At 47.3% G+C, this 12,940-nt stretch carries 6 protein-coding genes; 4 read left to right on the forward strand and 2 right to left on the reverse strand.

The window, feature by feature from the left end; all coding sequences use genetic code 11:
• Nucleotides 1-3,513 (forward strand): AAA family ATPase, encoded by a 3,513-nt coding sequence (locus AOA63_RS06075; RefSeq protein ID WP_053958862.1) that lies wholly within the window; start codon nt 1-3, stop codon nt 3,511-3,513.
• A 251-nt stretch (nt 3,514-3,764) separates the two neighbouring features.
• Nucleotides 3,765-5,729: an acetate--CoA ligase gene (locus AOA63_RS06080; protein ID WP_053958863.1), complete on the forward strand. Its 1,965-nt coding sequence runs from the start codon at nt 3,765-3,767 to the stop codon at nt 5,727-5,729.
• On the opposite strand, the gene AOA63_RS06085 is transcribed toward AOA63_RS06080, so the two are convergent.
• The gene (locus AOA63_RS06085; RefSeq protein ID WP_053958864.1) at nt 5,726-7,633 is read right to left on the reverse strand and encodes an ABC transporter ATP-binding protein; all 1,908 of its coding nucleotides are present in this window, start codon (nt 7,631-7,633) and stop codon (nt 5,726-5,728) included. The two genes, AOA63_RS06080 and AOA63_RS06085, sit on opposite strands and share 4 nt — an antisense overlap.
• A complete protein-coding gene (locus AOA63_RS06090; RefSeq protein WP_053958865.1) occupies nt 7,633-9,366 on the reverse strand; it encodes an ABC transporter ATP-binding protein in 1,734 nt (577 codons plus the stop codon). Before AOA63_RS06090 ends, AOA63_RS06085 begins: the two co-directional genes overlap by 1 nt.
• Before the next feature lie 758 nt (nt 9,367-10,124).
• On the opposite strand from AOA63_RS06090, the gene AOA63_RS06100 reads away from it, so the two are divergent.
• Complete coding sequence (locus AOA63_RS06100; RefSeq protein WP_171822625.1) at nt 10,125-11,432, forward strand: FAD-binding oxidoreductase; 1,308 nt, start codon at nt 10,125-10,127, stop codon at nt 11,430-11,432.
• A gap of 2 nt (nt 11,433-11,434) precedes the next feature.
• The gene (locus AOA63_RS06105) at nt 11,435-12,772 is read left to right on the forward strand and encodes a (Fe-S)-binding protein (RefSeq protein WP_053958868.1); all 1,338 of its coding nucleotides are present in this window, start codon (nt 11,435-11,437) and stop codon (nt 12,770-12,772) included.
• Nucleotides 12,773-12,940 lie beyond the last annotated feature (168 nt).

The following is a 12,940-nucleotide window of genomic DNA, read 5'->3' on the forward strand; positions in this document are numbered from 1 at the left end:
GTGAAACTTCGACACATAACCGTTTCCAATGTTTTGCATTACCGCCATCTGCACGTTGCATTTGATGAAGGACCATCGGGCCTGCATATTCTTTATGGCCCGAATGAAACAGGCAAGACAACATTACTTCATGTGATGATTGATTGGCTCTATGGTGGAACGATTTCAGAACCGTTTCGCGACCATTATAACAGTCAAACCCTACTCGACGGCCTCATCGAAGATGCTTCCGGCAAGACCATTTCATGGTGTCGCAAAAAACGCTATTCCCGCCTGGAATTAGCGAATACATCGGTATCAGAAGACGATCTGAAATTATATCTGGGAGGATATGACAAGGAACGGTTTATGTTGTTATTTGGGTTAGACCATGAGCGATTGCGTGAGGGGGGTGAGAGTCTATTACAATCTGGGGGGCATGCTGGAGTCTCGTTATTTGAAGCCGGAGGCGGTATCCAGCATCTGCACAATTTTTTGCGCTATTTGGATGAACGAGCTAATGGTCTCGTCGATCCATCCTTTCGTCGGGGTTCTGCCAAACTTCTCAATAAACGATGGAAAGAGTACCTGGATGCTGAACAAGAAATTCGTGCCAACAGTGTTCGTTCTGATGACTGGAACCAACAAAAGCTCTCTATTGCCGCCTTGGAGCATGAACTAGTCCAGATTAAGCAACAGCGGCACGACCTGGAGCAGCAACGGGAAAAATTTAAACGGGTGCAGCGTGTCAAGACGATGCTTCCCGATTTACACCGTGTGCGAGATCAGATTCAGGAACTTGGTGCTGTCATCCCGCTTCCTGATGAACATGAACAGCAGATCGAACAGCTATTAGACATGCGTCAACTCATCGCTCAAAAAATCCAAGATCTGGAAGGACAATTGCAACAACAGCGCGACCAACTCGAGGTACTTGTGCCCGAATCGCAATTGTTAACCCACAATCATGCGATTTTAAAGATAGGTCGTGCCCTCACGCAATATGAGACCTGGCGCAACGAAGAATTGCCTAAACTGCGGCAAGCCGAACAACAGGTATCGAGCGATATCGCCAACCGCCTGAAGGTTCTGGTCCCTGATCTTAGCCATGCCACAGTCGACAGCGTTCGCATACCTTATGAGGCGATGGAATCGATCAAAAGACTGATTGCAAGACTACAAGAGACCACACCCCATCGGGAAATCGAAAAGAAGCGGTACCAAGATTTGTTAACTGAGCAAGATCAAAAACGAAACGCATTGCACCATCTAGGCACAGTGGATGACGTCAGACCGTTACGAAAAATCTTAGAAGAGATTCGCCAAGCAGGGGCTTTAGACAATCAGATTGCATCTTTACGCCAGCGTATGGAGTCATTGCGCCAAACGCTTGAGAAAAAGCGTCACCAACAAACCATTTATGACGGTGATTTGGAACATCTCGAGACTCTTCCATTACCCTTGGAAGCGACATTAAACGCCTTTCATAATGTTTGGGACACGCTGGAAGGGGAATTGCGAGAACAACGCCGGGATATTGCCCACAAAGAGCAAACCTTGGCCGAGTTGGTCAGGGATTTAGAAAGACTCGAACTTGAAGGTCATGTCCCTGTGGAAGATGACCTCATGCAAGTTCGTCATCAACGCAATCAAACCTGGTCACTCCTCAAACGAAAATGGCTATTGCATGAAGACATTACGGCACAAATATCGGATCGTAATCCAGGACTCAGTGTCGAAGAAGTCTTTGAAACCCTAGTGCAAGAGGCGGATACCATCGCCGATCGTTTACGCAAAGAGGCGGACAAGTCCGCTCAGCGCACCCACTTGTTATTCCGTCGCAATCAACTTACCCGTCAATTACAACAAGACCGTCAACGTCTCGAGCAATTGCAAAACGAGTTTGCAACTTTGCAACACAAGTGGCAAAAACAGTGGGAGGGGACCAGGTTAACAGTCCAAAATCCTGCTGAAATGAAAGAATGGCTTACCACGTTTTATTACCCTCTCCGTGAAGGTCTTGACACGCTGGCCAATTACCAACAGGAACTGAACAGACTGTTAAATCAGCAGGCCACCTTTCAACAGCGTTTGATAAATGCAGCAGAACCATTTCAACTGACTTTGGCAGATGCCTCCTTGAACGAACAACTGGCCCAGTGTGAAGAATTTGTCCGAAACATGGAGAAAAAGGCCCAAACTGCCGAGACGTATCAACAAGATTTACAGACGATTGCCGACAGATTAGTCCGGCAGCAAACGGTTCTGGCAGGCTACGACAATCAGTTAGCAGCTCTTTATACTCAATGGGCTCAGTGGCGAGAAAAATATCCGTTAATTCCTCACGAACCTGAAATTGCTGCGGGTTATCTTCAACAACTTCATGAAATATTTAGAGCGAGCCAGAGAAAAAGTGAACTGGATCAGGAAATTGCCAATAAAGAGGAAGCCTGTCAGCGATTTGAGGACGAGACCCGCGTCTTAGCTGAGCAATTGGGCGACTCAATTAATGAACTAACATCCATCAGTTCGTGGGTTTCTTCCATACTAGCTCGGCTCGACGACGCCAAGAACATTGCTAGTCAGCGACAACAGGTTTCTCGTCAAATTCACACCATCGAAGAGGCGTTAAAAAACTTGCGTCAAGAACAGAACGCAATTAACGAGCAGTTAAATACCTTGGGGGTTCTGTATCAATGTCCTGATATTCTCTCTTTGCGAGGCATCATTGAGCAATCCCGGCGATATAAAAACGCTTACAATCATGCTTTATCATTGGAAACCAATATTCGCCAAGCCGGTGACGGTTTATCTGTGGCTGAACTCGAACAGGAATTTAATGAGGTCGACCCCGCACTGGATTTGTCAGTGGAAATCGATCGTCTGACCGAACAAATTGACCAGATCGCTATACGTGAAGACGCCGAAAAGGAACGGTTGAAAGAAATGCAGATAGCCTTTCAAGCGTTAAGCGGAGACCGTGCTACGGCTGCTGATGAAGCACAAGGGGCACAGTATCTGCTTGCGGACATTGACAGGTTATGGACAGAATATCTGCGCATTGAATTGGCGCGGCGATTATTGCAACGGGCCATAGAACTCTATCGCCAACAAAACGAATCGTCAATTATTGACAGAGCTAGTCAATTTTTCCGCCGGCTCACATTAAACCATTATGAAGACCTAATGATTGATTATGATGACAATATTCCGTATTTGGAAGCTCGCGACCACAAGGGCCATAAGCGCCGCGTTGGGCAGATGAGCGATGGGACCCGAGATCAATTGTACTTAGCGTTACGCCTAGCATTTATCGGTCAACATCTCGAGAACGGTGAGTCATTACCAATCATCTTAGATGATATTTTGGTTCATTTTGATGATGATCGAACGAAAGCGACGTTGGAAGTTTTAAATGAAATGGCAGGTCGCACCCAGGTCATCTACTTTACCCATCATCAATGGGTTGTAAATCTTGCGCAAGATTTACATCCTAGGCCGGCGCAAGTCCATGATCTGGCACAGCTTGTCTAATGGGACGAACATTTGTTGAAAGGACTGGGTGGTGGGGTCTTGGACGCCTGAGACCCCACAGTCTAGTCACAAATTTTTTCCTCTCGCCCTGTGCTGATCAATGATAATCCGGGGACCGTCGCAAAGGAAACAATAGTCGGTGACAGTTTCTGTTGAGATGACAGAATGGTTCCAAAATATTTTTGTCTATAGTGTCCGATTTCTCGGAATGATAGAATAATAAGAAATTTATGATATGGAGAGGATAGGAAATGGGATCGTCATTTTCGTTAACCGATGTCCCCCTGATTGCACCCAGCTACCGTCCATCGTCTCGCTTGCCCATTTCTTCGGAAAAAGAGTACCCAGCCTTTTATCAGAATTCGATTGAACATGTAGGGGCTTATTGGGCCAGCGTGGCTCAAGAATTGGTATGGGACCAAGTTTGGCGTGAGGATTTACAAGGAGAATTACCCAACTTTGAATTCTTTAAAGACGGATATCTTAATGTCAGCGCCAACTGCATCGATCGTCACGCACAGCGCAATCCTCATCGGCAAGCCTTGAAATGGATCAGTGAAACCGGTGAGGAAAAAACATGGACTTATGCCCAGTTATTGGATCAAACGGCAAGAATGGCATCTTTTTTACGGCAACAGGGCATCCAACCCGGTGATGTGGTGGCTATTTTTCTTCCCAATTTGCTCGAAACATTTGCGGCGGTCCATGCATGTTATCGCATTGGTGCCATTTACAATATTATCTTTTCGGGATTCTCCCAAGAAGCATTGTATGATCGGCTAGTCGAAACGCAACCTCGGATTATTATTACAGCTGATGGCACGTACCGTAGGGGACGTGTCATTCCCTTAAAACAAACGTTGGATAAGATCGTGGAACGGATTGAGAGTGTCGAACATATTATTGTGATTCGGCGTGCCAACATGGCGGTAACCATGATGCGACCTCGTGACATATTTTGGGATGACATTTTGCATGATGTGAGCACCTACCAAGAGCCTCTTCCCATTGAGGCGAACCAACCCGGTTTTATCATTTATACATCTGGAACTACATCAAAACCCAAAGGACTCATTCATAGTGGCGCGGGTTTTCTTGTGGGCGCTTATCACAATGTGAAATTTACGTTGGATTTGGGCGAGCATGATGTCTATTGGTGTACGGCCGATACCGGATGGCTTACTTTTCCAATTTTTGAGCTGGTAGGCGGTTTAGCGCACGGGGCCACTATGATCGTCTATGAAGGCGCCATGGATTATCCTAGCCCTGCTCATTTTTATCAAATATTGTCTCACAACCAGGTCACCAAAATCTTTACAGCTCCGACGTGGTTACGTATGCTGGCGCGTTTTGGCGAATCTTTGGCGCATGAATATGGGTTAGACGCCCTTCAGCTGATTGGTTTAGTTGGTGAACCATTAGACGCCAATACATGGCAGTGGGTACGTCAACACCTAGGATCGGGTCAGGTCGATATTAATAATACTTATGGACAAAGTGAAACGGGCAGTGCCTGGGCGTCAGGAATTGCGGGGGTCACGGCAATGAAACCGGGTTCGTGCGGTCCCGCCTTACCCGGTCATGCTTATCAAATTGTTAATGCCAATGGGGAAGTCGAGGCGTTGAATACTGCCGGCACATTAGTGTTAACCAAGCCGTTCCCCGCCTTGACACGGGGAATTTGGGGAAATCCCGAACGATATTACTCCCAGTACTTCAGCCAATATCCCGGTCGTTATAACACCTTTGATACGGCCATAGAGGATTCAAACCGCCACCTTTGGGTGTTAGGACGCATTGATGATGTGATCAATGTAGCCGCTCACCGCTTATCCACCATGGAAATGGAAAGTGTGATTCTTCAATTACCGGGCGTAGCCGAATCCGCCGTCATTGGCGTAGATGACAGCCTCAAGGGGCAAGTGCCCGTGGCCTTTGTGACCCTACGGGACAATTCGTTAAAACAGGAAAACTGGAATGCCAAAGTTGGAGAACAAATCAGCCAACAAATTGGAGCGATTGCGCGACCCGCGCAGGTTTATATTATTGATGCGATGCCCAAAACTCGTAGTGGAAAGATTGTTCGCCGCCTCCTGAAAGAGATTGTGACAACAGGTCAAGCTCAAGGGGACCGCACTGGCATGGAAAATCCCGAAATTGTAGAGACCTTAGTTGCTCAATTACAAGAGGCGATCCATCGGGAAGAAGACAGCTAAAATGCTTCGGTTGAGGTGCCTAGGCTGCTCGAAGAAGCGAGGGAGGAATGGGCACCGTGATATTGACTGTGATAAAGGTTCCAATAAAAACCATGCCGGCGTAACAACTCCTGGTGTGTACCTTGTTCTACGATACTACCCGCATTCATGACAACAATGCGATCGGCATTGAGAATAGTCGAAAGGCGGTGGGCGATAACAAAACTCGTTCGCCCTTTCAGTAATTGATCCATCGCCCGTTGAATAAGTAGTTCAGTGCGGGTGTCGACATTGCTCGTCGCCTCGTCCAATATCAAAATCGGGGGGTTGGCTAAAATAGCCCGGGCGATGGTCAATAATTGTTTTTGTCCTCCCGAAATGTTGATGGCCTCCTCGTTCAACACGGTATCATATCCTTGGGGAAGGGTACGAATAAAATGATCGGCCTGGGCCTTTTGGGCCGCGTCCCTAATCGCGGAATCCGGAGCGTCTGGTTTACCGTAGGCAATATTTTCACGGATGGTGCCATGAAATAACCAGGTATCTTGCAAGACCATCCCTAACAGCTGATGCAGCTCATCTCGACGTATTTGACGGATGTCCCTGCCGTCGATGCGAATGCTACCTTGACTCACGTCGTAGAACCGCATTAATAAATTAACCACGGTGGTTTTCCCGGCTCCCGTCGGGCCAACGATGGCAATCATTTGTCCCGGTTCCACATCTAAGGTAAAGTCCCGAATAATGAGGTGATGAGGTGTGTAGCCAAAACCCACATGGTCAAATTGGACATGACCTTGAATAGGGTTTACAAAGGCGACATGAGTCCACGAGGATTCTTCTGGAGCATCAAGCAAATCAAAGATTCGTTCGGCTGATGCCATCGTCGATTGGATGACATTAGAAATGCCCGAAAGTTGATTAATGGGTTGGGAAAACTGACGGGCATACTGGATAAATGCCAAAATATCGCCAATTTGTAGTTGTCGTTGGGTCACTAAGATCGCCCCCGTGACACTCACTAATACATAGCCAAGATTGCTAATAAAGTTCATGAGGGGCATGATAATGCTGGTAATAAATTGGGCTTTCCATGTCGCCTCATACAATTGATCATTGATTTGGTCGAAATGCCTAATAGCTTCGTCCTCCCGGGCAAAGGCTTTGACGACGTGATGTCCGGTATACATTTCTTCAATGTGTCCATTGAGTTGCCCGAGAATACTTTGTCGCAGCGCAAAATATTTCTGAGAGCGTTTAGCAATAATGCGCGTGAAATAAAAACTCAGTGGTAAGGTCACAATGACTGTGAGAGTCATTATTGGGCTTATTGTCAGCATCATCACAATGATCCCAATAAAGGTAATTAAACCTTGAAGTATTTGCGTTAAGGATTGCTGCAAGGTACTGCTGATATTATCAAAATCATTGATAAACCGGCTTAAAATATCACCATGAGGATGGGTGTCAAAATAACTGACCCGAAGTCTCGATAGTTTGTGATCTAATTGTTGACGGAGATCGAAAACTGATTTCTGCGTCACATGGGCCATGATATACCGGGGAAGGTAGTTAAATAGCGCGCTGATGATATATAGCCCGGCTAAGACAAACAACCAATGCCCAATGGTAACAAAATTGACTCCGGGCAGTCCATGCATTTTGTGTAAGAACCCCTGGTATAACTGGGTAGTAATAATCCCCATGATACGGGGCCCAAAGATTGCAAACACTGTGCCGAGAATACTGCTGAGTACAACAAATATCAGTGACCATTTATACGGGAATAAATAGGTCATCAGCCGCATGAGCGTCGCCCGAAAATTTTGCGGCTTTTCGCTGGGGATGGCGAAATTTTGACTCCAACCATGGCCGCCAGATCCAATCATAGGCATAAATGGGCGGGGACGGTTCTGATCAGCCATCAACTGGCCTCCTCTGACAATTGTGAACGAACAAATTCCTGATAAACCACTGAGCTTTGCATAAGGGTTTCATGTCGGCCACGCCCAACAATTTGCCCCTTGTCAAGAACCAGGATTTGATCCGCATCGATCACGGTTTGTACTCTTTGGGAGACGACAATAATAGCGGCCTCTCGTAAGGATTCTCGCAAAGCCTCTTGCAGTCGCTGATCCGTTTGGTAGTCGAGAGCTGAAAAACTATCGTCAAAGAGGTAAATGTCTGCTTTTTTCACCAGGGCTCGGGCAATCGCCAATCGCTGTTTCTGACCTCCCGACAAGTTATTTCCATTTTGGGTGACTGGCGATTGGAACCCGTCGGGGAGCCGCTCAATAAATTCGAGGGCTTGTGCAATTCGGGCAGCTTCTTCAATGTCCTCATCCGAGGCCTCGGGATTACCAAAACGAATATTGTCGGCAATGGTTCCAGAAAAGATCACCGCGTTTTGGGAAACATACGCAATTTTTGACCGAACAAATTGTTGAGGAAGATTACGGATGTCGATTCCATGTAATAATATGGCTCCTTCACTCACATCAAAGAACCGCGGAATTAGATTTAATAGAGCCGTCTTGCCTGATCCTGTTCCTCCTACAATTGCCGTGATCTGGCCGAAAGGAACATCGAAGGAAAGACGGGACAAAACCATATCTTCAGCTCCCGGATAGCGAAAGGACACCCTGTCAAAAATTAGTGGTGTTGATGAGGACGTTGTGAGGGTTGGAATTATCATATCATCGCGATTAGTTACAGAAGGGACGAGGTTCAGTACCTCATTAATGCGTGCGGCCGATGCCTGGGCTCGGGGGATCATAAAAAACATAGCCGAAACCATCATGATGGAAAACATGATTTGAGAGATATATTGAATAAAAGCCATTAAGTTTCCCACCTGCAGAGTGCCGGTGCCCACTTCTCGTCCGCCAAACCATAAAATCGCTACAGTCGATAAGTTTATAATCATCATCACCAATGGCATGAATAATGCCATAATCGTATAAACCCGAATTGAAACCTGGGTCAAATCACCGTTAACACGTTCAAAACGAGACTGCTCATAACTATCCCGATTAAAAGCCCGAATCACCCGCACGCCAGTCAAATTCTCGCGAACAATACGATTTAACACATCCACCTTTTCTTGCATCAAGTGAAACAGAGCCAGACCGCGTTTCAAAATGAGATAGATCCCTAATGCTAAAAGAGGTAATACCACAACCAGAATTGTCGACAATTTGGCATTAGTAGTAACCGCCATAATGATGCCGCCAACAGCCATGAGCGGGGCAATTACCATCATGCGAAGCAGCATATTGACAAACTGCTGCACTTGCATGACATCATTGGTTGAACGCACAATCAAGGAGGAGGTGCCGAATTGATCAAATTCGTGCGGCATTAATGACTCAACATGACGAAAAAGTTGTCCTCGCACAATGCGCCCGAATTCTGCGGAAGTTTTCGATGCCAAATATCCCGCACCAATAGAGAAAACCGCTGCCAAAAACGTAACGATCAACATCAGAGTTCCGATAGCAAAAATCTCGGCCATATTGCCTTTCACGACCCCTTGGTCCACCATTTTGGCCATCAGTCGCGGTAAATATAAGGTCGATAAGGTCTGAAAAAACGTCAATAGGATAATCAAGCTGATGGAGAGCCATGCTGGACGTAATATTTTTAATAACCGTGTCATAATGTCACTCCATTTGGAATGGTCGTAGGCCCTGGTACATGACCAGTTGATGAGAAACTCATTGTTAGTACAAATCATAGCATATGTTGAACGCCCTTGAACTCCCCATATCCATCGTATGTTTTAGGAAATTCCCTGGGGAACTTGATGCAGAGGGAGGCTCCGCCAGTCGATCCGACAAAATAACTCGTCGACCCAAGGCTACTGCTTCACAGCGCCCACGCCAGCGCCAGCTCGGATAGGGCTTCTGACGGATGCGTTGGGCTTGAGGCTATTCACCCGTCGAGAAATCGCGACCTTAGGCGAGTCAGGGATGAGCCAGTGTCCATAGGCCTGCTTTCCATCGAATTCTTCCACCCCATGTCATGCCGGGAGTCGCTTGCCGGAGACCAGGACTCCATGTATAATCGGAACAAATGTTTGTCACTTATTTTTTTATGCATGGCCTTGTCATGGCCGACGATAAAAATTTTCTTATTTCCGGTCATTCCACGATGGCATTAGGCGTTAGGTGTCTTATGTTTTATCAAATGCGCCGTAAATCTCCATGGTGGTTCCCCCCAGAATCTCCGCTCTTAGGGCCAAGAGATTCAATCGGCAAAACATTTTTTCATTGCCAAGAATTCAAATTGTTAGATAAAATAGGACCATCTCAAATGTAGAGAACAACATGTTCACACATACGCATGCACTCTCGTCTTCACTGACAACATCTAAAGGGCGTGACTATGGACAGATTCACACGCAACGATTTGCGAATGATAGCGAATCGTCTAGAACGGTTTCTCAGCTCCTCCCATATTCGAATTGAAGAGTTCGTTGTTGATGGGACTGAAGAAGAACAGGCTTGGTCTTTTATTCGAGTATTGCCGTCCTCGGAGAGTGAGATTGTGCAGATTGTCCAGATGGCCCGGACTCAAGGCTGGAAGATTGCCCCTAGTGGGGGTGGGTCGATGTGGTCTTACGGCAATATTCCGCGGGAAAGACCTGTGATTGTTCTCGATACCCAATATCTCCAAAACGTTATTCATTACTCCCCGGCAGATATGCTAATTACGGTCGAAGCAGGCATGACATTACGCAAGCTACAACACATCCTGGCCCAAGAAGGACAAATGTTAGCACTTGATCCCGTGTGCAATGAAGAAGCCACGACCATTGGTGCGATTGTGGCGACTGCCAAATCGGGACCTTACCGTGCGCATTATGGCACTCTACGCGACATGGTTACGGGACTTCGGGTTGTACTGGGTGACGGAAATGCGGTCAAAACGGGAAGTCGGGTAGTCAAAAATGTTGCGGGCTATGATCTTAGCAAGTTGTTCATCGGGTCTCTGGGGACTTTAGGAATTATCACCCAGTGCACCTTGAAAGTGAAGCCGATTCCGCGCTACCGCGAACTTTGTGCTTTGTCGGGCACTCTTAATGAAGTTATCAGCTGGCAGCGTGCGATTATGGACTCATCCTTGATTCCCGCCTGTTTTGAGTTAATGGGAGAGATAGCTCCATTGTCGGGAAAGGTGACCAAGGCTTCTCTCTGGACCTTAATCATTGGCAGTGATGAAAATGAAGCCTCAGCACGGTTCCAACGAGACAAGTTGCACCAGTTAACTGGACGGTCATGGCAAGTCATAGGGCCCTTGGAGGTGGAAGATTTTTGGCGTGATTACCGGCGAATTCTCGGTGCCGCCAACATCGTGCTGCGCTTGCAAGCGCAACCGACCCATATCGCATCACTGGCTTCGGATATTCAACACCAACTTAAAGCCGAGCATAATATCCCGTCACAGGTCTCGCTGACACTACCCGAAGGCATAGGCCGCTTATATCTCAATACCGATCAGGTTGACGAGGCAAAACGCGCCATGACTCGTCTTAGCCAATATGTTCAATCCCAGCATGGAGCCCTAGTTATTGAAAAGGCTCCTCCAGCATTACGCCAAGGCGTTGAGGTTTTTAACAGTCCTCGGCTCCAAGATGGAGCGCTAGAACTTATGCACTTATTAAAGGACCAGTACGATCCGCAGCACCTGTTCAATCCGGGAATATTTGTCGGAGGGATCTAACTATGGCAGAAAGATTGGCATCAACGAATAACGAGCGGGCAACAGCGTTTGGTTACCCAGAGCCGCCGCAGCCCGATAAATATTCAAAATGTGTGCACTGTGGTTTTTGCCTGGAAGTTTGTCCCACTTACCAACAATCATCCGATGAAAATCATTCCCCGCGAGGACGCGTATACTTGATTAAACAAGCGGCTCTCGGTGATATTCCATTAGATGAAGCTGTCATTGATCCAGTGATGAGCTGCTTGGATTGCCGGGCGTGTGAAAGCGTCTGCCCGTCGGGAGTCGAGGTGGGCAATCTCATCGAACATGCCCGTGGGCAAATTTATGCTTGGCAGGCCGAGCAAGGGCGGCTAAATCGCATTCAACAGTTTACGCTCCATCATCTCTTTCCCCATCCCAAACGCTTGAGATGGGCTGGCAAGTTTCTACAATTTTATCACCGTTCTGGTTGGCGTGGCCTCGCTCACAAAATCCAAATAACCAAATTATTGCCGCAGCATCTACGGGATTACGAAGAAATTCTGCCAACGCCGTCCTCGCCGACATTGACAACATGGCCCCCTGTAACTTCTCCCAAAACTTCGCCTAAGGGCCGGGTCGGACTCCTCACAGGTTGTGTCATGGATGCTCTCATGTCACCTATTAATGAGGCGACCATACGTGTTGTCGTTCATAATGGTTGGGAAGTTGTGATTCCGTCACAACAGGTTTGTTGCGGCGCTTTGCATGTGCATGCTGGTGATCGGCATACGGCCCGGTCTTTGGCCCGAACCAATATCCATGCATTTTTCGAGGAGGATGTGGATTACGTCGTCACCAACTCGGCTGGGTGTGGGGCAGCAATGAAAGAATATCCCGACTTATTTGAGGAACTCCCGGAAGAGGAATATGATTTGGCCACTCGGTTCGCCAAGAAAGTGCGGGATGTCTCGGAATTTTTGGTCGAAACCGGCTTTGATCCACCCAAACAGGCCATTTCCGGTGCAGTAACCTATCACGATGCATGTCATTTGTGCCACGCGCAAAAAATCCGGCATCAACCCCGGTACTTGATTCAATCCATTCCGGGAATCCAGTTTGAAGAAATGCCCAATGCAGATCGCTGTTGTGGAAGTGCAGGGATTTACAATCTAACCCATCCCGACATGGCGGGAAAGCTATTGGATCAAAAAGTCGAGGATATTCCGCCAGATGTCGATACGGTGGTTCTAGGCAATCCCGGATGCCTTTTGCAGATCAAAGCGGGGTTAAACAAGCATCACCGTAACGTAAAAGTGGTGCATACGGTGGAATTGCTCGATTTAGCCTACCAACAAGAATCTGGTCACGAGTCCTGACTGCAAGAGCAGAACTTGTCAGCCCACATGTTATCGCGAACGGACGAAATGGAGCGTTACGTGACACATGATCATGAGTTCCAAAATGGGACCTGTGTCACTCCCGAGGATAAAGAATCTCGCAATTGGGGAATAAATCCGGTTTCGACCGCCGTGCGCAACTAGATG

Origin of the sequence: Sulfobacillus thermosulfidooxidans, from assembly GCF_001280565.1 — a bacterium.
GTDB lineage: Bacteria > Bacillota > Sulfobacillia > Sulfobacillales > Sulfobacillaceae > Sulfobacillus > Sulfobacillus thermosulfidooxidans_A.

Coding starts and splice junctions, on each gene's coding strand:
- AOA63_RS06105 (WP_053958868.1), top strand. CDS start 11,435: ATGGCAGAAAGATTGGCATCAACGAATAACGAGCGGGCAACAGCGTTT.
- AOA63_RS06090 (WP_053958865.1), bottom strand. CDS start 9,366: ATGACACGGTTATTAAAAATATTACGTCCAGCATGGCTCTCCATCAGC.
- AOA63_RS06080 (WP_053958863.1), top strand. CDS start 3,765: ATGGGATCGTCATTTTCGTTAACCGATGTCCCCCTGATTGCACCCAGC.
- AOA63_RS06100 (WP_171822625.1), top strand. CDS start 10,125: ATGATAGCGAATCGTCTAGAACGGTTTCTCAGCTCCTCCCATATTCGA.
- AOA63_RS06085 (WP_053958864.1), bottom strand. CDS start 7,633: ATGGCTGATCAGAACCGTCCCCGCCCATTTATGCCTATGATTGGATCT.